Source organism: Tenuifilum sp., assembly GCF_037481895.1.
GTDB lineage: Bacteria > Bacteroidota > Bacteroidia > Bacteroidales > Tenuifilaceae > Tenuifilum > Tenuifilum osseticum.
In genome coordinates this window covers 67,599-92,080 of the sequence record NZ_JBBFKU010000005.1, presented here as the reverse complement: position 1 = coordinate 92,080, position 24,482 = coordinate 67,599, and the positions used below count along the sequence as shown (strand labels likewise).

21 protein-coding genes are annotated in these 24,482 nt (G+C 42.9%); 5 read left to right on the top strand and 16 right to left on the bottom strand.

Going from position 1 to position 24,482, the window contains the following annotated elements:
• Nucleotides 1–261: 261 nt before the first annotated feature.
• Both WHS63_RS02665 and WHS63_RS02660 read right to left on the bottom strand, forming a co-directional pair.
• A complete protein-coding gene (locus WHS63_RS02665; RefSeq protein WP_445203777.1) occupies nt 262–1,392 on the bottom strand; it encodes a methyl-accepting chemotaxis protein in 1,131 nt (376 codons plus the stop codon).
• Nucleotides 1,393–2,240: 848 nt separating this feature from the next.
• On the bottom strand, nt 2,241–2,447 hold the full coding sequence (locus WHS63_RS02660; RefSeq protein ID WP_445203776.1) for a hypothetical protein: 207 nt from the start codon (nt 2,445–2,447) through the stop codon (nt 2,241–2,243).
• 435 nt (nt 2,448–2,882) lie between these two features.
• On the opposite strand from WHS63_RS02660, the gene WHS63_RS02655 reads away from it, so the two are divergent.
• The 4 genes from WHS63_RS02655 to WHS63_RS02640 are packed head-to-tail and all read left to right on the top strand — an operon-like array spanning nt 2,883 to nt 8,757.
• Nucleotides 2,883–5,360: an endonuclease MutS2 gene (locus WHS63_RS02655; RefSeq protein ID WP_445203775.1), complete on the top strand. Its 2,478-nt coding sequence runs from the start codon at nt 2,883–2,885 to the stop codon at nt 5,358–5,360.
• 59 nt (nt 5,361–5,419) lie between these two features.
• Entirely contained in the window at nt 5,420–6,739 is a 1,320-nt protein-coding gene (locus WHS63_RS02650) for a DUF7033 domain-containing protein (protein WP_445203774.1), read from the top strand.
• The gene (locus WHS63_RS02645; protein ID WP_445203773.1) at nt 6,723–7,664 is read left to right on the top strand and encodes a hypothetical protein; all 942 of its coding nucleotides are present in this window, start codon (nt 6,723–6,725) and stop codon (nt 7,662–7,664) included. Before WHS63_RS02650 ends, WHS63_RS02645 begins: the two co-directional genes overlap by 17 nt.
• Nucleotides 7,665–7,668: 4 nt before the next feature.
• Nucleotides 7,669–8,757 (top strand): GNAT family N-acetyltransferase, encoded by a 1,089-nt coding sequence (locus WHS63_RS02640; RefSeq protein WP_445203772.1) that lies wholly within the window; start codon nt 7,669–7,671, stop codon nt 8,755–8,757.
• Nucleotides 8,758–8,762: 5 nt separating this feature from the next.
• On the opposite strand, the gene WHS63_RS02635 is transcribed toward WHS63_RS02640, so the two are convergent.
• From WHS63_RS02635 to WHS63_RS02605, 7 genes are all read right to left on the bottom strand, one after another.
• Nucleotides 8,763–9,470: a cell division ATP-binding protein FtsE gene (locus WHS63_RS02635; protein ID WP_445203771.1), complete on the bottom strand. Its 708-nt coding sequence runs from the start codon at nt 9,468–9,470 to the stop codon at nt 8,763–8,765.
• Between the two features lie 48 nt (nt 9,471–9,518).
• A complete protein-coding gene (locus tag WHS63_RS02630) occupies nt 9,519–10,448 on the bottom strand; it encodes a TIGR01777 family oxidoreductase (protein ID WP_445203770.1) in 930 nt (309 codons plus the stop codon).
• Complete coding sequence (locus tag WHS63_RS02625) at nt 10,448–11,173, bottom strand: hypothetical protein (RefSeq protein ID WP_445203769.1); 726 nt, start codon at nt 11,171–11,173, stop codon at nt 10,448–10,450. The genes WHS63_RS02630 and WHS63_RS02625 overlap by 1 nt, the downstream gene beginning before the upstream one ends.
• A 12-nt stretch (nt 11,174–11,185) precedes the next feature.
• Nucleotides 11,186–13,591, bottom strand: coding sequence for a TonB-dependent receptor (locus tag WHS63_RS02620; protein WP_445203768.1), 2,406 nt, complete (start codon nt 13,589–13,591; stop codon nt 11,186–11,188).
• A gap of 106 nt (nt 13,592–13,697) precedes the next feature.
• Nucleotides 13,698–15,740: an LTA synthase family protein gene (locus tag WHS63_RS02615; protein WP_445203767.1), complete on the bottom strand. Its 2,043-nt coding sequence runs from the start codon at nt 15,738–15,740 to the stop codon at nt 13,698–13,700.
• Between the two features lies 1 nt (nt 15,741).
• Nucleotides 15,742–16,533 carry a TlyA family RNA methyltransferase gene (locus tag WHS63_RS02610; protein ID WP_445203766.1) on the bottom strand — a complete coding sequence of 264 codons (792 nt, stop codon included), beginning with the start codon at nt 16,531–16,533 and terminating at the stop codon, nt 15,742–15,744.
• Complete coding sequence (locus tag WHS63_RS02605) at nt 16,520–17,089, bottom strand: hypothetical protein (protein WP_445203765.1); 570 nt, start codon at nt 17,087–17,089, stop codon at nt 16,520–16,522. The genes WHS63_RS02610 and WHS63_RS02605 overlap by 14 nt, the downstream gene beginning before the upstream one ends.
• Before the next feature lie 32 nt (nt 17,090–17,121).
• Here WHS63_RS02605 and WHS63_RS02600 point away from each other — a divergent pair, with 32 nt between their 5' ends.
• Nucleotides 17,122–17,829: a Rossmann-like domain-containing protein gene (locus tag WHS63_RS02600; protein WP_445203764.1), complete on the top strand. Its 708-nt coding sequence runs from the start codon at nt 17,122–17,124 to the stop codon at nt 17,827–17,829.
• Between the two features lie 69 nt (nt 17,830–17,898).
• Here the strand turns inward: WHS63_RS02600 and WHS63_RS02595 are convergent, their stop codons facing one another.
• The 7 genes from WHS63_RS02595 to rbr all read right to left on the bottom strand — a co-directional run bounded on the left by WHS63_RS02595 (nt 17,899) and on the right by rbr (nt 24,436).
• On the bottom strand, nt 17,899–20,058 hold the full coding sequence (locus tag WHS63_RS02595; protein ID WP_445203763.1) for a S46 family peptidase: 2,160 nt from the start codon (nt 20,056–20,058) through the stop codon (nt 17,899–17,901).
• 16 nt (nt 20,059–20,074) lie between these two features.
• Nucleotides 20,075–20,683 (bottom strand): Maf family nucleotide pyrophosphatase, encoded by a 609-nt coding sequence (locus WHS63_RS02590; RefSeq protein ID WP_445203762.1) that lies wholly within the window; start codon nt 20,681–20,683, stop codon nt 20,075–20,077.
• A 13-nt stretch (nt 20,684–20,696) separates the two neighbouring features.
• Entirely contained in the window at nt 20,697–21,659 is a 963-nt protein-coding gene (locus tag WHS63_RS02585) for a geranylgeranylglycerol-phosphate geranylgeranyltransferase (protein WP_445203761.1), read from the bottom strand.
• Between the two features lie 14 nt (nt 21,660–21,673).
• Nucleotides 21,674–22,204 carry a KdsC family phosphatase gene (locus tag WHS63_RS02580; protein ID WP_445203760.1) on the bottom strand — a complete coding sequence of 177 codons (531 nt, stop codon included), beginning with the start codon at nt 22,202–22,204 and terminating at the stop codon, nt 21,674–21,676.
• A 15-nt stretch (nt 22,205–22,219) separates the two neighbouring features.
• A complete protein-coding gene (locus WHS63_RS02575; RefSeq protein ID WP_445203759.1) occupies nt 22,220–23,296 on the bottom strand; it encodes a Rossmann-like and DUF2520 domain-containing protein in 1,077 nt (358 codons plus the stop codon).
• 56 nt (nt 23,297–23,352) lie between these two features.
• Complete coding sequence (locus tag WHS63_RS02570) at nt 23,353–23,730, bottom strand: response regulator (RefSeq protein ID WP_445203758.1); 378 nt, start codon at nt 23,728–23,730, stop codon at nt 23,353–23,355.
• 127 nt (nt 23,731–23,857) lie between these two features.
• Complete coding sequence (gene rbr, locus WHS63_RS02565; RefSeq protein ID WP_445201930.1) at nt 23,858–24,436, bottom strand: rubrerythrin; 579 nt, start codon at nt 24,434–24,436, stop codon at nt 23,858–23,860.
• Nucleotides 24,437–24,482 lie beyond the last annotated feature (46 nt).

Below are 24,482 nucleotides of genomic sequence, written 5' to 3'. Positions count from 1 at the left end.
ATGAATTTTAAGGAATGAGTCGGAATGAATCGGAATGAGTCGGAATGAGTCGGAATAGATAGAATGTGAGGGAGTTAGAGGAAGCTAGAGGAAGTTTGAGTCAGTTAAACGTGAACCGTTAAACGTGAGCCGTGAAAAGCTAAAGTTAAAAGTGAAATGAAGAATTGAGAATAGGAGGAAGTTAGAGGAATTGTAAAAAGTTAACAGTTAAACCAAAATTCTTTAATTGAAAAATACTGCTGATGAATCAACTAACAAAATCTATTTCTTCCGAATCTTAAAATACGATACCAAGTCCACAAATTGGTTTGCAAACTCTGAGAGTTTATTACTGGTTGTAACAACCTCCTCGCTGATAGCAACATTTTGCTGTGCAACAACATTTTGCTGTTGAATGGCATTATTAACCTGCTCAACACCTACGTGCTGCTCAATACTTGCAGATGTAATCTCCTCAACCAGGTCGGTGGTTCGTGTAATATCAGGAATAAGCTCGTTAAGCATGACCTGAGTATGCAGGGCAACATTCACACTCTTACCTGCTAGCTGAACTATTTCATCGGCGGCCAGTTTGCTTGTTTCAGCAAGTTTACGCACCTCAGCAGCAACCACGGCAAAGCCCTTGCCATGTGCACCTGCACGGGCTGCCTCAACGGCTGCATTAAGTGCAAGTATGTTGGTTTGAAAGGCTATATCGGTTATAACATTGATTTTTTGAGCAATGTGGTTGATGGCCTCCAAATTCTCCTCAGCCGATTTGTTCAGATTTTTAACGCCATCAAGAACCTTGCGCGAGTAAACCTCGGTTTGCTTAGAGTTATCGGCATTCCTTTCAATATGGGCAGCAATTTGCTCCATGGACGATGATATCTCCTCAATTGACGATGATTCCTCAGCAGCCCCTTCGGCCAACTGGCTTGAAATAGAGTTTAACTCATCGCTTATGTCGCGTAATTTGCTCACGTTATTTTGGATTTGCAAAACTACCCGGCCAAAGTTATCCTTTATCATACTGGTAGCCTGAATAAGTTGACCTAAATCGGTTTTTGGGTTTACATTTGTATCGTCATCGGGAACGTTAAAATCGCCCTCGGCTAGCTTGTAAAGCTTATCAATTGCCCTTGATAGCGGACGAACCACTTTTATGGTTGCGTAATAAAAGCAAAGCACGCTGAAAAGCACGTTAACGGCAAGCATCACGTAACGAACCAATGTGTTGCCATCGTAAAATTTCACCCTGATGCTCACCGTTGTCATGATGAACAGCAGGTTTATTAGCCAAACAATGCCAACTTTTACAAATATGCTATTCTTATAAACCCTGCTTAGGAGAATTGCAGCGGCCACTCCCGAAACTAGAGTGCTGATAAGTAAACTAATTATGAAGTCCATAGATAGTTTTTTAAAAATGTTGGCTACTGATTTGAACTAATTGATGTGTAAGATATAAAAAAAATCAACATCAAATTACAGCATTGACATAATGGTGTCCGAAACATGAATAACATAGAATTACAATCGCAATTGCATTCTAAACCTAATGATTCAGGTTTTGACAACCGAAACCTATAGCCTTTCAATACATTAACCTTAAATAGAATGCAATATTGTATAGTTAAGGTTATTTGTCATGTTGCGCAAAAGCGAAATATTACGCTGTCGTGCTGAGTCCCGATTTATAGGGATAGACTTCGCTGAAGCATCTCATTGCTCATTTTCTTCAATCCTTTGAATAGATCCCTCGACTTTGCTAGGGATGACAAAAACCCTATCTTCCTTTCTGCTCCCTTGTCATGCTGAGCCTAGTCGAAGCATCTCTTTACCTTAAACCCTTTAATACTTGTTGATTTTTTTGGAAACTGCATTTTGCAGTGCTTTTCTGTTGCGATGCAACGTTTCACCCTTGCTCTTTGGAAAAAGTATTGCGTGCATCGCTATACATGTAGTAGTAATCATGGTGTTACAAATATTACGCCCCTACGAGGCTGGAAGCGTTTTTCGTGAAACTATTGTCATGTTGAGCGCAAGCGAAACATCTCATGGGGTCGATTAGAGATCCTTCGCTATGCTCAGGATGACAAATGAAGTCATTCGTGTAAGTTACTCGTTGTTCGTTGTTCGTTGTTCGTGAAAAACGACCTCACCCCCTCCACTCTCCTGACAGGAGAGGGGTGAAGCAATTAGGAGACCAAATTGCAGGGCTAAAGTCTCCCCTCTCAGGGGAGATTTTGAGGGGTCATCTAGGTTGAATATGTGATACGACCTCTCCCCAGCCCTTTTCCTTGAGAGGGGATGGATCGGAAGAAGCAAGCAGAGGCATAAAAGCCTGACCCGGCAATGGGTCGGGGGTGGAACATGGCGGTGGGCTTTGTAAGCGATACTATATGAGCCACGCTGCAGGCGTGGCGAATAGTATCGCGTGGCAGTTCCACCCGCGGGGTACCCATCGGGTTGGGCTTTTCAGCCTTGATTTTCTTTGGTTCTTTCTTGTATCAAGACAAGAAAGAACATGTAAGCTGCCATTTACCATACTTTTCTGATGCTATACAAAGCTTCACCTTTGCTCTTTGCAAAAAGTATTGCGTGCATCGCTATTCATGTAGGAATAATCATGGTGTTACAAATATTTCGCCCCTACGGGGCGGGAAGCGTTGTTAGTTGCTCGTTGTTCGTGAAACTATTGTCATGTTGAGCGCAAGCGAAACGTCTCATGGGGTCGATTAGAGATCATTCGCTGCGTGCAAAATGACAGACATGTATATTTTTGTTAACTAAACAACATTGAAATAGAATGAGTTATTTTCTATACTACAAGCAACAAATTTTCATCCACATCGGCATCAAATCGCTAACTTTGCACAAACTAACATTTTGCATTTACAATGATTTACCCCGATACCTTTGAGCAAAAGGTTGGATTTGATAAGGTTCGCGAGTTAACGCTTGCTCGCTGCCTATGCGAACTTGGCGAACAGCGAGTAAGGGATGCCGGATTCAACACCAATCCTGACATTGTTTTTGAATGGATTGAGCAAACCCATGAAATGAAGACTATCTGCCAGATGGAGGATGGCTTCCCCACCGATGGCTATATTGATGTTACTCCAGCCCTACGTAAACTTAATGTGGAAGGGCAATGGCTCGATGAGAATGAGCTACAACAGCTAAGGCGCTCGCTGGATACCATAAAGCAACTTCTTGCATTTGTGAAAAGGGTATCGGATAAATACCCAGCAATTGCGAAGCTTGCAACAGGAATAAACTACTACCCTTATGTTATTGAACGTATTGACAGTATTCTGGACAGATACGGTCGAATAAAGGATAATGCATCGGCAAAGCTGGCCGAAATTAGAGCAAGCATAAGAGCAAAGGAAGCATCGGTAAACAAGCTAGTGCAAGGAATAATGCGCAGCGCTCGCGAACAAGGAGTTGTTGAAGCCGACACACAGCCAACAGTCCGCGAAGGACGGGTGGTTATTCCCGTTGCGGCTGCAAACAAAAGGAAACTAAAGGGGATTGTTCATGACGAGTCAGCTACCGGCAAAACCGTTTTCATTGAGCCCGTTGAAGTGGTTGAACTTAACAATGAAATTCGGGAACTTGAGTACGAGGAGAGGCGCGAAATAGTTAGAATACTGATTGAACTAGCCGATAGTATAAGACCGTACCTGCCGGAGCTGCTTACTGCCTACGATTTCATGGGCGATATTGATTTCATCAGGGCAAAAGCGCTACTAGCCATTGAGTTTGATGGGGTTAAGCCCATGCTAAACAAAAACTCAACGGTAATATACCTTCGTCAAGCCCGACATCCAATTCTACAGCTGAGCCTTAAAAGAGAGGGGAAAAGGATTGTTCCGCTCGATATTGAGCTGAACCTAAACGATAGGATTCTACTGATATCGGGCCCTAATGCCGGGGGCAAATCGGTTTGTTTAAAAACGGTTGGGTTACTGCAGTACATGCTACAATGCGGTTTCCTTCCGTGTGTTTTGGAAAATTCCGAAATGGGAATATTTTCAAAAATTTTCATCGACATTGGCGATGAGCAGTCGTTGGAGAATGACCTAAGCACCTACAGCTCGCACCTAATCAACATGAAACAAATGCTTAGGCATGCCGATGGCCAAAGCCTTGTGCTAATTGATGAGTTTGGGGCTGGAACTGAACCTACCGCTGGAGGAGCAATAGCCGAGGCAATCCTTCAAGAGCTATGCAACAAAGGAACTTTTGGGGTTATTACAACTCACTACTCCAACCTTAAACATTTTGCCGCCAATACACCCAGCATTGTAAACGGAGCCATGCTTTTTGACAACGAACGTATTGAGCCCCTGTTTAAGCTTGAAATTGGCAAGCCCGGCAGCAGCTTTGCATTTGAAATTGCGAGAAAGATTGGACTTCCGGAAAAGGTTTTAGATGTGGCATCACAAAAGGTGGGCTCCGATTATATCACCTTTGAAAAGCATCTGCGTGAGATATCGCGCGACAAACGATACTGGGAAAAGAAACGCGAAAGCATAAGGCTTGCCAATAAACGAGCCGAAGAGGCTGAGGAAAAACTCCAAAAGGAACTGGAAGAGCTTGAGAAAAAACGTAAGGAGATTATTGCTACTGCAAAAAAGGAAGCGCAGGAATTACTGGCCAACGTGAATAAACAAATTGAAAACACCATAAGAACCATTAAGGAAACCAACGCCGATAAGGAACGAACGCGCGAGGCCAGAAAAGAATTAGAAAATTTAAAAATCGAAATAGAAAATCCAGAAACCGCTAACGCTCTAATTGAGCGTAAAATGGAACTTATTAAGCAACGGCAGGAAAGAAAAGCACGAAAGAATCAGCAAAAAGAGATCATAACAAGCAAACCTGTAAAGGAGGATGAAGTAAAAGCAATAGAACCTGGCGATAAGGTGAAAGTGGAAGGAAGCGATATGGTTGGCGAGGTGATTAGCATTAGCGATAAAAGCGCATCGGTTGCCATAGGTGGAATGATTACCGTAGTTAAGGCAAGTAAACTCAAGAGAATATCGACGGGCGAATACCGTGAAGCGGCAAAGCAAAAACCAACTTTAAACACTGGATTCGACGTTTATAAGCGGAGGTTAAACTTCAAGTCCGATATTGATGTGCGTGGATACAGGGCCGAAGAGGCCCTTGAAGCAGTTCAGGATTTAATAGATGATGCCCTGATGCTCGGGTTCAACCGGGTGCGAATTCTGCATGGGAAAGGAAATGGAATTCTCAAACAGGTAATTCGTGACTTTTTAAAGGCTACGCCGGGCGTAAAAAACTTTAGCGACGAACACGTGGAGTTTGGCGGGGCAGGAATTACGGTGGTTGACCTTGACGTTTAGCGCCTTAGCCTATGAAAATTGAAAGGCATTTTGTATATTGCCAATCAAAATAATAGGTTGTGGAATTACTTATTTACAGCCGTCAAACAAGTACGAGGCTAGAATATATTTGCCGATTTATTTTCAAGGACATACTCCGTATGCCCTACCGATTATCGAGTTCCTACACCGAAGCATCGGAATACAAAGGGCCAATACTAAGCTACGATAAACAGCCGATACCCGGCTCAATAAGCATTATACCAACAACACTACTGTTTGAAACAGGAATCAACCAAATTCCAATGGAAATAGGTGAATGGTATGGCACGCCTGCATTCCCCATGACCTGGAACCATAAAGCCGATATTCCTTTTGACCTGCTTGCAGGCGCATTCTACCTGGTTACCCGCTACGAAGAGTACTTACCCCACAAGCCCGATAAACACGGACGTTTCAGGTTTACTAATAGCATTGCATACAAAAATGGTTTTCTGGAAATACCTGTTGTTGATGTTTGGGCACACAAGCTAGGAGCAGCTATAAAGGAAAGGTTTGGCAACTCACACTCAAAACACCGTAGCTTTACCAGCCAAATAACTTTTGACCTGGACAGCGCATTTGCTTTCAAGGGCAAAGGAATAATCAGGAGCGCTCTGGGCTTTACCAAATCAGCCATTACATTCGATTTTAAAAGGGCTAAAACTCGATTCAGGGTGCTTGCAAACAAAGAACAAGACCCCTTTGATATTTACGACCATTTATTTGCTAAACTACCAGCAGGCGAAGCCACCAAATGGTTTATACATGTTGGCAGCTGGAGCAAATACGATAAGCAGATAAAAACCAGTAACCCTTCGTTCTTAAATCTGGTCAACAAACTGTCGACACGCTATCCAATTGGTATACACCCATCATATAGAACCTTTCTGAGCGATACAATTTTCCGACAGGAACTGTCGAAACTAGTAGATATTCTAGGACAAGCTGTATCGGCATCGAGGTTTCATTACCTACGACAAAGCATACCTTACTCATACTACCCGCTAATGCGAGCAGGAATCACCCAGGAGTACTCAATGGGGTATGCCGATAAGCCAGGATTTAGGGCAGGAACCTGTACCCCCTACCCCTTTTTCGACCTATTTGATAACACAACCAAGAACCTAAAAATCTTCCCCTTTGCCATAATGGATAAATCGCTGCTTAACATTGTCCGCTACGACCCGAATCAAGCCTTTGAGCTAGTTAAGCGCCTGGTACAGGTTGTTAAAAATGTAAACGGGAACTTTGTCAGCGTATGGCACATCGATCACTTAGCTCAAAATAACCCAGGTATTTCGCTCATGGATATTCTGGAAAAAACCATTGAAATGTGCAGGAATGAAGAAAAATCTTGAAATAGGGTTTTTACATCGCGAGGAGATTGACTGTAAGCGTTGGAATGCAACAATTGACAATGCCTTTAATGGAAGTATTTATGCATACTCATGGTATCTGGATGTGGTTTCTCCAAACTGGGGGGCGCTGGCAACAAATGATTACAGCTACCTTTTTCCGCTTCCAATAAAACGAAAATATGGCATAAACTACATAGTTCAACCCTTACACTGCCAGCAGCTGGGACTATTCTCAACAAACCACATTTCGGCAGATATTGTAGATTTGTTCATTGACCAAATACCCGCAAAGTTCAAGTATGTTGATTTAAATCTTAACATCCATAATAAAACCAACAAGCACACAGGTCATATCAACAGACGAAAAACATACATGCTCGATTTATTAAACTATAACGAGCAAGTATTCAGAAACTACAACCAAAACACCAAAAGGAATATTTTTAAAGCCATTGCCAACGAGTTTACACTTACCACCACATTATATCCGGGAGATTTTATGAAATTTTACAGGCAATACGGCTTTATGGTTAATCGGAAAAAGGATGTCATTGTTATTGAGAAACTCATTGAGAGCCTTTTAACCCATAACAAAGCAACCATTGCCGGAGTAACTGATAGGAATAACAAACTTTGTGCAGTGGCATTGTTTGCTGAAAGTCACAACACCTTACACTACCTGCTTGGCTCAGCCGAACCCGAGAATAAGAAAAAAGGCGCAATGTTTTACTTAATGGATGGAGTAATAAGGAACCACTGCAGAATGGATAAAGTACTTGACTTTGAAGGCTCAATGATTTTATCAATTGCACGATTTTTTAGTGGTTTTGGGGCAAAACCGTGTACTTATTTTAATTACCATCGTAACTCCTTACCGGCAGGTGAGGCATTGGTTAGCATTAAGCAAAAACTTAAACTCATATAGGGATATGCTGTCGATATCAAAAATCTCGTTAAGGGAGCTGAAACTATTCAATGATGATACGGGTTTAAGCGAGAAAGATTTTTTGCCCATTAGCAAGGTTAGAGCAATGTCGTTAATGGCAAATCCCCGCGCCAATTCAAACGACAATGTGCTTTACCAAGCCCACTGGAACGAAAAACTGATTGCATACCTAACGGTATTGCCCGACATTGCTTATGTCAACAACCAATCGATACCATTTGCATGGATTAGTGGGGCATGGGTTCATCCCAATTTCCGAAGGCAAGGAATAGCCACAAAACTAATTGATGCAGTGGTATTGGACTGGAAGGGTATGTTAATGGCCACAAACTTCTCTAAAATTACCGAATCTGTATTTGAAAAGACCAAAACATTTAAAACTGTCAAAAAGATTGAAGGGCAAAGGTTTTTCCTGCGCAAAACCCTTCTAAGTTCCTACAACTGCTGCAACCATAGCAATCCTTTTTCCTATACAGCCGAAAAGTTCATAAACTTGTTGAACTACTCAAACCTTACGCGCAAACTCCTTAAAATTCCAAAAAATATCGAGATTGAATACTTTACAAGACCCGACGACGAAATACTAAACAAGCTTACCCTGGCAACAGCCAACACGCTTACAAAACGAAGCACTGAAGAGATAAATTGGATTATCCGATATCCGTGGTTGATTAACGGCCTGCTGCCCGACAGAGCAGCTCAAAAGTTCTTTTTTGCCTCTGTAATACCTGCCTTTGCATATTACATGGTAAAAGTATTTAAAGACGATGAACTTATTGGAGTTTTACTCATGCAGCATAGCAATACCCGTTTTACAGTTCCTTACTACTGGTTTGAAAACGGCACCGAAGAAGTTATGGCCAAGGTGATACTGCTGCATGCTTCAAAGGCCAAAGCATCATTTATCAACATTTACAATCAAAAAATTGTGAACTCCATGCTTAATCTACGACCATACTACTTTTACAGCAAAAAACGAACCCGTAAATATTTAGTGGCCGACAGTATGGCTGATTTAATAGGAGACAGTTTTGAGCTAATGGATGGCGATGGTGACTGTGCATTTATCTAGTAGCGCTAATCCATCAAACTTTCGAAATCAATTTCGGTCATTTGCTCGGTCTCAACAACCCTACCCTTTTCACACTTAATGGTGCGGGCTGGAAATTTCTTTATGATTTGATTGTTGTGTGTTGCCATTATTATGGAGATTCCTGAAGCTGAGAGGTTATGGAGTATTTGCATGATTCCCTCCGAGGTCTCCATATCTAGGTTACCGGTTGGCTCATCAGCAAGTATAAGTTCAGGATTATTCAATAGTGCCCTTGCAATCACAACACGCTGTTGCTCACCACCCGATAGCTGATGGGGCATCTTATAATCCTTAAACTTTAGCTCTACCATATCCAGAACCTCAGCTATACGCTGCTTTATTGCTGACTTGTCTTTCCAACCAGTTGCTTTTAAAACAAAAAGCAGGTTATCGTATACACTTCTGTCAGTAAGCAGCTGAAAATCCTGAAATACTACACCAATTTTTCGGCGTAACTTAGGAACATGCTTGCGTTTAAGCTTCTTCAAGTTGAAACCACACACAAACCCATCGCCCTCTTTGAGAGGTATTTCGGCAGTAATGGTTTTAATTAGGCTTGTTTTTCCGCTACCAACCCTACCCACCAGGTAAACAAACTCACCCTTACCTAGCGAAAAGTTAACATCGGACAGAACAAGATTATCCTCCTGAAATATGTTGGCTGAGCGAATATCAACTGTAAAATTATCCATATAATGCCGAAATGTTTCAAAACGCTAAGGTAAGAAAAAAAATAGAATCTACTTTGCCAACAAATCGGCAATGGCATTTTCAAGGACAGGGAAGTTCCAGCTAAAGCCTAATTGGGTTAAACGTTCTGGGTAAACAGGCTGGTTTGCCAAAAGCACCTCGTTAGCCATATTTCCCGGCAAAAGGTGTAGGATAATAGATGGTATGCGGAATAAGATTGGACGGCGGTAGTAATGGGCAACCTGGAAAGCTATATCGGCATTGGAATTGGTAGTGGGTGCGGTAAGATTGAATGCTCCCGAGGCAGCTGAATTATCGATAAGAAACTTTATTGCCCTAACATGGTCGGCAATATGAATCCACGGGACAATATTTTTACCATCGCCCAGTATTGCGCCTGCAAAGTAACGGATTGGTTTTGCAATTTTAGGTAAATAACCACCATCGCTAGCCAGCACTATACCCGTGCGGAGTAAAATCACCCGGGTAACATTAGCGCAAGCCAAAGCCTCATTTTCCCAATCGCTTACAAGGGCAGGTAAAAAACCATTACCTACTGCCGATTTTTCAGTTAAAACTGAACTACTATTACATGGATATACACCAACAGCTGAAGCTTGGATAAACACTTTGGGTGGTTTACGGCATGATATCATAGCCTGCGCCAGAGCCCTTGTTGGAAGTATTCGGCTATCAACAATCCTCTTTCTATTTCGTTTTGTCCAAAGCGTTGCAATATTGTAGCCCGAAAGGTTAATAACAACATCAACATCCTCAAGCAAGGCAGTTAATTCGCTATCGGGTTTACCGCTCCATTCTAAAATATCAACATTGATACCAGATTTTTGAACCTTTTTGGGGTTACGGGTAAGCAATTTTACCCGATACCCTTCATTTAGGAGCATGGAAACCAGACTCCTTCCTATAAGACCAGTTCCCCCTGCAATTACTGCAATTTTGTTGTCAATACCTTTCTCCATTATTTGTACAGTTCAATCCAGGCTCTTTCTACTATTTTTAACGCAGATGTAAAGGTAGCTATATCGGGAATAATTTCGCCATTAGCCCCCGATGGGTTGCTATGGCCAATGGGTTTGAAATAGAATAAGCTATCGCCCGTTTTTCTGGAAACCAAAGCCTCATAAATGATTGCTGGCTGCCCCGATGTGGCATACTCCTCATCGCCCGGGAACCGATTGTTGTGCCAGTAGTTGTTAAAGTCCCACGGTTTATTGACCTCCATATACACCTTAAACTCATCAATACCAGCAGGCAGCGTGGTCTTTATAGTAAATGAGCCTGAAGGGGTTGCACCACTAAACGCATCGACCCCCTGATTAACGCGAGGAGCGTTTGACGCGGTTAAATTTTTCCAGCGCGGCAATGCTGCCGGCCTATTTCGCTCACCCGGCAACCATTTCCCTTTATCGTAAACGCCATAGCGGAAAATTCCTGTTGAAATGGATTGCGATGCATAAACTGTGCCTAAAAAGTTTCCACTTAAATCTTCAACCCAAATGGCAATAATGGGATACTTGTATTCCTGTCCGCCAATTACTACAACCTGGGCTGGCACGCCATTGCTGAATGGCGAAGTTGTAAGCTCTTGAGTAATTGTTTCGGACTGTGACTGCTGAGTTGGTTTGCACCCCTGCAAAACCAACAAACCCAAAATCACGGATACCAGGATAGTATATATTTTCATCGTTATCATTTTTTAGAATTCAACAATTACGCCAATGGTAGGCAATACAGTTCCCCCACCAGTTCCCTCAATCTTCTTTAGCAGGTATCGCGTAGCGTCGTTTGGGTCAACCACAGGATTACCATTGGTATCGGAAACTGTAGTGTAAAGCGGGGGCCTATCGCCCTGGAAGTTGTAAACATTCTGAATATCAACGTAGAAGTTCAGCATCCACGACTGAAAGTAGTAAGACTTATCGACACGGATGTCGAGCTGGTGGAACGACTGCAGTCGAAGACTGTTGAAACGGGAGTAATCGAGCGATGGCTGGCGCTGAACATTCCATACATCTATCAACGATGAGGTTGCTAAATCGTAAGGGGTGTACGGCGGGCCACCTACAAATCGCCACTTGAAGCCAAAATCCCATCCTTTTTTAAAGGAACGAGTGGCTGTAAGTGTAACCAAATGGCGATTATCCCATGATGTTGGAATCCATTTACCAGAGGGTTTTAGGTTACTATTCATTAAGCTAGTTTCGCTTCTAACCAAGGTGTATGAGAAGAGAGTATTGAAACCCATAAGCTTTTTATTTCGGTAAAGTAACTCAACCCCAAAGGTTCGCCCTTTCCCTGTGGACACTAAAGGCTCATCGCCAAAGGTTCCATAGTCGGCACTTTTGCTTGATATTGACACCGAGTCGTTTATGGAAACCGGGTACTTATCGTAGAATTTCAGGAAACCTTCAACAGTAATCTGACTTTGCTCATTGGGTTGCCATTCAAAACCAGCCATCAGATGGTCCGATTGGATATATGACAAACCATTTGTTTTATTCACTAAAGAGCCAGTGGCGTTGGCGAACCCCAAGGCTGTGTATGGAGGCAGTTGGTAGTATCTTCCAACATTTGCATTCAAAAATAAATTGGGTTTAAGCATATACGACGCTGAAAACCTAGGGCTAAGCTGCTTAAAGAGGTTATTCATCTCGGCTGAATAGTTACTTGCATCGGCCCGAACCCCTAACGAAACCGTTAACTTTGTGAAAAAGGTTCTGTTCACCTGGCCAAAAATATTCCACTTAAACAAATCCATGTTGGTTTCATAAGTATCGGGAGTAAAGGTTTCACCAACAAACTTTGCTCTATAAGTGGAGTTAAAATATCGGGCATACTCCAAACCCGCTCCAAAATTTATACTAAAATTTTTCAACCCTAAATCGCGCTCATAGCGTAGCTTATTTTCGGCCTCCCACGATGTATAGTCGAGAATTTTGGGGAGGTTATCATCGTTATTCGTAAACTTGTACTGCCTGTTGTTTAGCATATTTCGGCTAACCACAAGGGTATGGTAGCCATTGCTAGCATAGTGCTTGTAAACTGTTCCCAGGGTATAATTCCATTGTGTATTTACAGGTAAGTAACCGAGGATGTAACTTTGATACTCATCGGGGTTTTTTAAGCCCAGGTTCAGCTCAAACTCATCAATGGCACCGAGTCCAATTACGGTAATCTCATTTTTTGCATCGATACGGGTTTTAGTCTTGAACTGAAAGTCGTTATAGTTGGGCAAAAACGGAAGCCCCAAAGCGTTGAAAAGGAATTGCAGGTAAGAGCGGCGAGCCGAGAAAATCATGGTAGTATTATTGCTTAATGGCCCATCGAGGGTCAGCGCTAAATCCGATGCTCCTAGTGCTCCCTTAACCTTTAACCGCTCACCGTTTCCATCAACCTGACGGAAATCGAGTACTGAACTAAGCGCGTTGCCCTTTGAGGCGGGGAAAGCGCCAGAATAGAAGTTTACCTCACGCACAAAATCAACATTAATGATTCCTACTGGGCCTCCGGAAGCCCCCTGTGTGGCAAAGTGATTCAGGTTTGGGATTTCAACACCATCGAGATAGAACCTGTTCTCATTTGGCCCTCCACCCCTAACAATAACGTCGTTACGGTAAGCAAGCGAGGGAGCAACGCCCGGCAACGACTGAATAACGCGGCTAATGTCGCGGTTTCCTCCCGGATTACGCTCAATCTCATCGATACCGATACGGCGTAAAGAAAGGGGGGCTTCCTCGCTTCGCCTAAAAGGCGATGCTTTTACCACCACACTCTCAATCTCATAGGGCATTTCCTCCAGTGGAATATCGATAAAAATATTTTTTGAGCGGGTTACCATTACTGCTTCGGAAATGTAGGGTTTAAAACCTATGGCAGTAACCTGTAGCTCAACCCACCCCGGTTCCAGACCGGCAATAATAAAATTGCCATCAAAGTCAGAGGTGGTGCCAATAATTTTTCCAAAAACAATTACTGTAGCAAATGGAATTGGTTCGTTGGTTTTACTATCAAAAACTCTCCCCTTTATCATACCCTTATCCTGGGCACTGAGTGGGTTTAATAGTATAATCGATATAAAAAGCAATAATGTTTTACGTAACATAGCATAAAGAATTTTGCATAAGAAACGTATCGCAGCATGTTTTGTTTAACATTTGCGATATTGCCCTATATAAAAATAGCTAAATTTTCAATTCCCCTAAACAAACCTACCTGTTTTTCTCAATGTTTTTAATAAGCAGGTAGTTCATACATGCGGTAAGCGCCTTAGCTCTCAACATAAGCGAGTCGAGATGTTTATCGGGTGAATAGTTGCTTGGCTCAAGCTTACGATGTTCCCTATCGCTCCACCGGTAAAACAAAGGGGTTGAGCTAAAATCGACCAGACCGAGGCTATCGGCAGCAATGCTGTAGCAGTAAAGTCCAAAATCGTTTGCACAATAGGTGTTACACAGGTTGTTTCCAAAGTTTGGATATCGCGCACCTGAAAGCGAAAGGTTGTAAAGGGTAGGAAAAATGTCCTTGTGCGATGCAAAACGCCTGGTATTGATTGGATTTTTAGGACGATATTTAGGTGGGATATAGATGAGTAATGGAACAGAGTACTGCATAAACAAATCGGCCTGCGGATACTCAAAGTTCTGTCGGATATTGTGGTCGCCGGTGGCTACAATTATAGTTTTTTCGCCAAGGGGGGAAGCAATAATACGTTTGATAAAATCGCCCAAACAGCTATTGGCGTACTGGTATGCCCTAAGCCCTTTCAACACTATTGCCTCGTCGAACTTCATGCGTTTGCGCGCCCATTCTGGAATTGAAATGGGATAACCCTGGTAGCTGGCAGGAATGTCGTATGGAGTATGGTGTGAGATGGTCATACCGAATATCAGGCAAGGTTTGCCATTAGAATTTGCAAGCACATCGAAAGCCCTTTGGAAAAGCACCTCATCGTGCATGCCCCACTCCCCTTCCTTGCCATCGGGGTATAGCTTCCTGAGGGTTGGTTCAGCTTCAATGGCATTAAAATACTGGCGTGGTATAAACTTATCCATGTTCCTCCAACCCATTTTACCTCCGGTTAAAAATATATTTGTAAAACCCTTTTCATAAAAAGGCTTTGCTGCCGAAGCATCAAATGAAAAGCTCTGATAAGGCGACTGAGATAGCGGACTTTTAGGAGTGTTTACAAGTATACTTTCTAAGGAGTAGATTGTTCCTGAGTACGATGGTAAAAAGTTACGGAATAGGTAGCAGCTATCCAAAACATCGGCAAGGGAACCCAACATGTTGCAGCTATCGGAATGCATATCGATATAAAAGTTGCTCATGCTTTCCATTAGGATAAAAACCACATGTGGCGGATTATTTTCAAGAAAATGGTTTTGAGGAGTGGTGGTGTAAAAGGTTTCAGCTGTTACACTATCGACCTTTAAACCATAAAAAGCACTTGCAGCATCCTCTATTGATTTGAATTTTAAGGACTTGAGCATCTTAGGGATATTGATGTCAATCCGGCTCCTTTGCCTATCAGTCCACGCAATTTTTGTGCTGAAAAGACCATTAACAGGCAAAGTGTTTACAAAAATATTTTTCGATATGATTGTATGCTGCCCATCAATCGAAGTAACGCCTATGTGTCCACGCATCCCCAGAAAGTATAAGCCCGAAATTGCAATCACAATTAATACTCGCAGCCAAATAGGCCTTAACTTTTTACTGAAGCTGTAACTTATGGGCTTATAAAGATGCACGAACAGCTTATTAAAAGCCCAAATCAACACTATAAACAACGCCAGGATTGGAATAACGGGATATTCTTTCCAAATGGAAACCAGAACAGCCCAGGTATCATCCTCAAAAAAACCAAAAATTATTACGCTAATCTTTGTGTAGTAGAACTTATAAAAGTAAAAGTTGATTACCTCAAACATCACCACTAAAATCAAAAGTGCAGTAGAGTAATACCTGAAAAACTTTGAAAAGTTCCCCACCCTATCGCTAAAAATCAATCTAACAAAAGCCAGTAACAAACATGGTAGCAGGGCAATAGTAAGCACTTTTAGATCGTACATTAAGCCCACGGTGAAAGCCCTAACAATATCGCCCGACAATCCACTAAGGTCGTTCCAATTAGCAAACGAAAACAGAAATATTAACCTCGAAATAAAAAGAATTAGTGCTCCAACCGCTAAGTTTTTTACTATCCAAAGAATAGCCTCAATAAAGCTATCGAAACCCGTTTTATTTGCCATACTAATCAAGCCTGTTATTTTCAAAAGCGGTATCAACTATAGCCTTAACGTTGGGCATGTCTTTAACGGAATTGCTAAAAAGGGCAAGGTATTCAATATTATAGCCCTTACCCCTGAGCGGTGCAAAGGTAATACTATTCAGGTAGATGTTATGCTGAGCAAAGCACTTTACCACGTTCTCAATTACAATCTCGTGAACCTTTTTATCCTTTACCACCCCATTTTTACCAATATTTTCCTTTCCCGCTTCAAACTGTGGCTTGATGAGCAAAACCATAAACCCATCGGGTTTAAGAAATTTCACTAACGATTGGGCTACCTGCGTAAGCGAAATGAACGAAAGGTCGGCGGTAATTACATCAACCCTAGTACCCAATGCCGATATATCCAAGGTTCGAATGTCAGTTTTTTCCAAAGAGCAGACCCGTGAATTGCTAATCAATTCTGGGTCTAACTGGTTGGTTCCAACATCAACAGCCCAAACAAACCTTGCACCATGCTTTAGGGCGCAATAGGTAAAGCCACCGGTTGAAGCCCCCACATCGAGCACCAGTTTATCTTGGAAGTTGAGCCCAAAATCGTCAATAGCCTTTTGAAGTTTAAGTTCCCCGCGGCTAAAAAAATCGTTGGGGTTAATGGAAAGCTGAATAGAGTCGGTTTCGGCTACCGCAAACGATGGTTTAGTAACCTTTTTCCCGTTCACCAGAACCTCGCCTGCGGTAATATGCGCTTTTGCGCGCTCGCGCGAGCGGCATAATCCTTTCTCCACCAAATATATGTCAAGCCTTACCATTCCCTGCCCTTGTCTTTTTTATTCGCCGAACCATAGCTTTAACCCCCGGAGTTGAATCGATTTGAATAAGCCTAAGGGTATTAGGCATCTCCTCGGCAATCCAAGCATAGTGATTTGATAGAATCCACAGAATTTCAAGGCAATGAACCCTAACTGCTACGGGAACATCGGTACTAAGCAACCAGCTATAGCAAGCCTCAATCAATCCCTCAACCTCGCTATTGCGCGCTTCAATCCATTCAGTAAGTTTATTTTGATTACCCTCCAACCATGTTTTGAACAGCTTGCAGAAATGGCGACGAACCGAGTTGTTTTGCAAACTGGGAATAACAGCCAGTAACCTATCGGCATGGGCATCTAAAAGCGAGGTATTATCCAATAAGCAGTTCTCCAGAACCCACGCTGCGTGGAAAGCCAACTGGCTATTTTTGGACATGCTTAGCTCAAGGAGTGTATCAGTTCCATTGGGTATGGCAGAAAAAAAAGATGCCAGCTGTTGCACTTCGCTTTTACGAAGTGCGTATTTTAGCCGTTCAGTTAGGTTATCGATTTCCATCAGCAAAAATTGCGAAACCACAAATTTAGTGTATGGCCAACAATTACGATATACTTGAACAGCTTTTTGATAAGGCAAAGAGCATAAACCCCTTTAGCGATGCGCATTTTACCTTTGGTGAAAAGTACGTGGCAGTTCAGAACGGACTGGGACAAATAGGTGTATGCGCCACATTAGGTAAAAAGGTAGACCACACAAACCTTGAAAATTTTGACATTGATAAAGCAGAATGCCGGGTTGCTGCTAACGCATTTGCCAACGCAACTCTAAACTACCTTGTAGAACCCGACGGGGTTAGTGATATTTTTGACACGGTTGATTTTAGCAAGCACACAAACCTGGTGATGATAGGCTACTTTGGCTCACTGGTTCAGAAGCTGCAAACAAAGGGTATCAAACCCCTGGTTTTCGACATCGACCAGCACGAAGCGCCAGTTCTCCCAATGGATAAACAGCACGAATACCTCACGGTTGCCGACTGTGTTATTCTCACCTCAACCAGCCTAAGCAATGGAACATTCAATGGGATAGTAAAAACCGTAAACCCCCAATGCTCCATATACATGCTTGGCCCCTCCACCCCGCTGGACGACCTGATGTTTACCATTCCACAGGTGAAGGGACTATTTGGCTCAATTTTCCCGCTCCATAGCACCGAAACCCTCAACCTCATAGCCCAGGGTTACGGTACCAGGGGCTTTATGCACACCATGCGGAAGGTTTACAGGGCAAGAAAATAACTATTACGAAAAAAACGCTTAGCTTTATATAGAAGCTAAGCGTTTAAGTTTATACTTGATATTTACCTATTACTGCAAAATCACCATCTCGTTAATCAAATTTTTAGCACCGGCATACTTATCGATAACAAAAAGCGCGTAGCGGATATCGAGCGAGATGTTACGGCAGTAGTTGGGGTCGAACATTACGTCGCTCATGGTGCTTTCCCAGCAGCGGTCAAAGTTTACACCGATAAGATTGCCTTCGGCATCGAGCACGGGACTACCGGAATTACCGCCAGTTGTATGGTTTGAGGCGATAAATGCAACCGGAACAGTTCCATTAACGGCATAGGGGCCAAAATCCTTTGCCTGGTAAAGCTCCATCAACCGTTTTGGCGGAACGTAATCGGGAACATCGCGCTGCTGCGATTTTTCGTAAATACCATCGATAGTGGTATAGTAGTCGTAAACCACACCATCGCGCGGGGCAAAACCGCCCACCTTGCCGTATGCAATACGGAGGGTAGAGTTGGCATCGGGGAAGAATCGCTTATCGGGTTGCATACGCATTAACCCTTCCACGTAGGTTCTATAGAGGATATCCAGGCTATCGGTAATTTCAAAGTAGCGTTTTTGCACATTCTTACGGTAAAGGTCTTCGAACTCAAAGTAGATGCTAAAGATTGGGTCGTTCAGGAACTCACGGGCATTGGTGCTATCAATGTCATTCAAAAGGGTTAAAACCCTTACGCTATCGGCAAAAGCTGTTTGGGAATAGATTTGCCTGGCCAACTCCCGCCAATTACCCGACTGCAGGATGAACTTACCCAAAAATTCAGGTTGAAGCTGTTGGGGAATACGCTCGTAGTAGGCCTGCATCATAGCAGCAAAAACCTCCCTGTCAACACTGAGCTCAAAGTCCTTGAAGAAATCGCGAACATAGTCCACTAGCTTATTACGCTGTTCAGCCAATTTCCCCTTATCAACACCGGGGTCAAGAGCCATGCTCAACAATCGTTCAAAACGCGATGCAAAGCTGAGCATTTCAACCCCATAAACCGCCTCGTTGCGGTAATCCACAACCAGTGACAGAGGAGCTAACTCAGCGTAAAGCCTATCAAAGGTTGGAAGTAACCAACCGTAACGCTCCTTAAGTTCAGGGTTTGTAGCCGCCCAAGCAGCAAACATACTCTCCTGCTCCTGCTTTTTGGAAACAGCATCTAACCTGCGCAACCCCATTGTTTCACCAATCCACTTTTTCCAGGCATTGGCCACTCGGGCATGCTTAGCCGCATACTTAATGGCAATAGTATCGTTTGACTCGGTAAACTTATTGAAAATTGAAAGGCGGATATCGCGCAGATTAATTTTATGGGGGTTGCTTTGGTCAATAAGCAACCTAACAGCATGGGAGGTAATAAACTGCTGAGTGCGGCCAGGAAAGCCGTAAACAAGGGTAAAATCGCCTTCGTTAACGCCTTTCATCGATATTTTGAAGAATTTTTTGGGTTTGTAGGGAACATTGCTTGGTGAGTATGGTGCTGGATTATTGTTCTTATCGGCGTAGATACGAAATAGCGAGAAATCGCCAGTATGGCGAGGCCAAACCCAGTTGTCGGTATCGCCACCAAACTTACCTATTGACTCAGGGGGTGTACCCACCAGGCGCACATCTTCAAACACCTGGTAAACAAACATGTAATACTGATTGCCATAGTAAAAAGGACGAATGCTAGCTTCGTAACCAATGCCTTCCTTTTCAGCTTTTGCAATTAGGCTATCGGCCACCTGCTGAATGCTCTTTGCCCTTTCCTGCTCGGTCATAGATGGGGCTATGTTTTTCAGGACTAAATTGGTTACATCGTCCATTCGCACAAGGAACCTCACCTTGAGACCCGGATTTGGCAATTCTTCGGCTTTACTCCTAGCCCAAAAGCCGTTGGCTAAAAGGTTGTTCTCAACCGTTGAGTGCGATTGTATTTCAGGGTATCCACAATGATGATTTGTAATCAGAAGTCCCTCAGCCGAGATAAGTTCACCGGTGCAGCCCCCGCCAAACTGAACTATGGCATCCTTAAGGCTTGCCTTATTTACGCTATAAAGGTCCTCAGCAGTAAGCTTAAAGCCCATTCGTTGCATCTCGGCAATATTTTTACCAATAAGCATTGGTATCCACATGCCCTCATCGGCCATTCCCCTGAAAGTAAGGGACAAAGCAAGCAGTATTAACAAAAATGATTTTCTCATAGCTATTCGGATTTTTCTACTTTGACAGTGAATTGATAAAAGAGATTAATTGCGAGTGCAGCGTATGAATGGGTAACCCCATTACGTTAAAGTATGAACCATCGATGCGTTCAACCCCCACGTATCCAATCCACTCCTGCACCCCATAAGCTCCAGCCTTATCGTATGGTTTATACCTATTGATGTAATAATCTATCTCCTCCATACTTAAGCGTTTGAAATGAACCTCGGTAGCAGCATCAAAAACCCTCTCAGAATTTTTAGATTTAAGGCACACGCCGGTAATAACCGTATGCGACTTATTGGACAAAGCGCTTAGTATTCGACGGGCATCGGATTCATCCTTTGGCTTGCCAAGGATTTGGTTGCAGCAAATAACAATTGTATCGCAGGTGATAAGGATTGTGCTATCATCGAGCCTATCGGCTAAGTGGGCAGCTTTTTGCTTTGCGAGGTAAACCGGCACATCGGCCAAAGGCAGGTTGGCAGGGAATGGCTCCTCATCGTCGTGATTTGTATCCCAAATCTCAAATTCCACATCAAGCCCTTTAAGCAGTTCACGCCTCCTAGGCGATTTAGATGCCAGAACTAGTCGTTTCCCCTGGAGCAATTCATGTAGCAACATCAATAAAAAAGCTTTACAGGTTTACTATAAAACGGAAAATGAGTGTGTAAATCAGCCCTAATAGCATAATAATCTTGCATAGCGAACTTGCCCTATGGTAATCCTTTTTGGACGATGCAAGCAATACGCTAAAAATCAAAATAAAAATGGGGATTACTATGAATATCACCAGGTAAACTAACGAAACATAATCGAAAGGCTTAACTGAAAGTTTAAAAAGATATGCCGAAAAGGCAACTAACAGGGCAATCAGGGTTAACGACAACACTGTAGCAATAATCAATTTTGAAGTTTTGACCCCAAAGTGAACGGGTATTGTGTTTCGCCCAAGCGATGTATCGCCTTCAAAATCTTCAATATCCTTAATAATTTCACGAGCAAGAGTAAGCATAAAGGCAAAAAAGGCATACCCCCCAACCCAGTAAACAATCACCTTCATGTTAAGCTGGTAAATGAAAATGATATCGCTGAAGGTTCCAAGCAAGGGGAACTCAAAAATCAGGGGGATGAGCGGAACCATTGCGGTTAAAAACGCAACCACCAGGTTGCCCACAAACAGCTGACGCTTATAGGTAGTTGAGTAAAACCAAAGTACACCGGCAGTAAGGAAGAATAGTAACGAAAACACTGGTCTTCCCACACGAAACGAAACTACCGTGCCCAGAAAAATCCCGAGAATGGTAAGCACTAAATGGAAAGCAATTGCTCCCCGGCGGGTTACCTGTTTTCCAACAACCACCGTTTCGGGGCGATTAATCAGATCGGCTTTAGTATCAAAGTAATCGTTTATAACGTATCCACCGGCTGTAACCAGCATGGTTGCCAGGACTAAGGCTACAAAATACCAAATTGGCATCTGTAATTCTAATCCGTAACCTGAAAGTATGGTTTGTATAATCATATATCTAACCAGCACCATGGTTGCTGCAATAATCAGCAAGTTCTTGAACCGGACTAATCGAAAGTATTTAAGCATATCACAAATGTTTTTTACTGTAACCCGCTTGCGGATGGGCCCCATTTTCCATTGACCCTTAACACCTGCTCAATTACATCGCGCACACAGCCCTTGCCTCCTGCAAAACTCGAAATGTAGGCTGAAATTTGCTGTATTTCAGGTGCTGCATCCCTTGGGCAGGTTGGTATTCCTACTCGTTTCAGAGCCTCAAAATCGGGTAAATCGTCGCCCATGTAAAGTATATCGGAGAGTTCAAGCCCATACTTAAACCGAAAATCCTCAAGGGCTTCAATTTTATCGGTAGTACCAAGGTAGATATCGGTTACACCTAATCCCTGAAAGCGTTGGCGAACCGCCTCGGACTTGCCTCCGGAAATGATAGCCACCGGAAAACCACGTTCTATAGCAACATGAACAGCATAGCCATCGCGTGTGTTGGATGTTCTAAGTAGTTCACCCGATGGGTGAATGATAATTGTACCATCGGTAAACACCCCATCAACATCAAAGGCAAATGCCTTGACATGACTAAGTAATTCCTTAAAATTCTTTTTACCCACCATAAAGAAAGATTAAGCCTATGTACGGTTTTTTAACCCTTTGTCACTTTCTGACAATTTTTGAATGCTCAAAGATAGCTCATTGTACAAATCGGCCAAGCCAAATGCTTTCAACATCTGAGCATGGCGCTCCATGGTTTGAATATCGTTACGTACAGCGGGTCCGGTTTGGTAAAGTGCCGGATTCCCCTCAAAAGCCTTGCGAATGGTTTCCTCCACAAGAGGTTTAACAACCTCAAAACTAATCTGATGCTCCGTGGTTAATTGGTATGCCAAAGCCAACATGTGGTTGGTAAAATTACATGCAAAAACACCTGAAAGGTGTAGCCACCTTCGCTGCTCTGAACTCATGGGAACAATAGTTCCCGATAGTTTTGAGGCAAACTGCTCCAGGGTAGCGTAGCATTCATCGTTACTTGCCTCAAGGCAAATAGGAATATTACTGAAGGGAACTATCCTACTCCGCGAAAAGGTTTGAAAAGGGTAAAAAACGCCAACCCCCTTAGCCCTCAACCCCTCAAAAACCGACATGGGAGTACTACCGCTAGTATGAACAACACAACCCTTTAGCTCTGGCAAAACAGATACAATACTGGCAGTAACATCATCGGGAAGAGCAACAATATAGATACTCGCACTGGTTTTCAAACGCTCAAGTTTGCAAATTGGCTCAGTCCCAACAAGGTTTGCTAATTTACTTGCACTCTCCATGGTTCTGGAGTAAACCTGAAGGATAGGAAACCCTGCATTGTTTACCGCAACAGCCAGCGAGGTTGCCAAATTGCCCGCACCAAGCAGTACCACATCGTGTATCATGGCGTAGATGTAATTTGAGGCATAAAGGTAAGAAAGAAAAATGAAAAGAAGTCCGCGAAACGTGAAAAGAAGAATTGAGAATATGATGGAGTTAGAGGAAGTTAGAGGAAAAGTGAAAAGTGAAAAGTGAAAAGTGAAAAGTGAATAGTAAACCCAACGAGGATGGGGTGGAATGAGTCGGAATGAGTCGGAATGCTCTGAATCCTCGGAATGCTCGGAATGCTCGGAATGCTCGGAATGATTGGGAATGATTGGGAATGGATACTCTTTAACTATCAACCATCAACTATCAACTACCAACTATCAACCAACAACTATCAACTACCAACTAAACCTTAAACTCCCAGCATGCTCTTTACCATAGTCACCAACCTTTCGCCATTTATTGGCTTAGTGATGTAGGCATCACAGCCTACCTCTACGGCCTTTTTCTCATCGTCAACCATGGCAAAGGCTGTTTCGGCAATAATTTTTGTGTGTGGATTTTTAGATTTTATCTGCTTTGTGACCTCAAACCCGTTCAGCTTGGGCATTTTAATATCCATAAGGATAAGGTCAACATCGGTGTTTTGCTCAAAAAGGGTAAGGGCTTCCTCACCATCGCGGGCAATAATGAAATCCGCTTCAATGTTTTTTAGGTAATTAGTAAGCAGTATTACCGAAATATTATCGTCGTCAGCTATCAGTATCTTAAACCTTCTGGAGTTTTCCATCCCCCTAATTTTACTCAGACGTTCATTCTAAAGCGCAAAGTTAAAACGCTTTAAATTAATACACAACTAATTGTTCTTAAACATAAAAAAACCGCAGCAAGGCTGCGGCTAAATAATCAATGGCATACTAGTAATTATCGGCTTTTTCCTCAAAGTATGCCTGAGGATGATTACAAACAGGGCAATTCTTTAGAGCCTTTTTCCCTTTATGAACATAACCGCATTTACGACAAACCCATTCAATTTCCTCCTCGCGCTCAAAAACAGTTCCGCTCTCAACCCGTTCAAGCAGTTTGCGGTAACGCTCCTCATGTTCTTTTTCAACCTTTGCAATCAATTTAAAAGCCGTAGCGATCTTTGGGAAACCCTCTTCCTCGGCTATCTTGGCAAATTCAGGGTATAGGCTTGACCACTCCTCGTTTTCACCCATGGCTGCAGCTTTTAAGTTCTCGGCAGTAGTGCCAATAACACCTGCAGGGTAACTAGCAGTTATTTCAACCATGCCACCCTCAAGGAATTTGAAAAACTGTTTGGCATGTTGCTCTTCCTGCATGGCGGTTATCATGAACAACTCGGCTATTTGTTCATAGCCTTCCTCCTTGGCAACCTTTGAGAAAAAGGTGTACCGGTTCTTTGCTTGCGATTCACCGGCAAAAGCCTTTAGTAGGTTCTGTTCGGTTTTTGTTCCCTTTATGCTCTTTTCCATTGCTATTACTGGTTTAAGTTTATAGTTTTGCTAAAATACGCAAAAA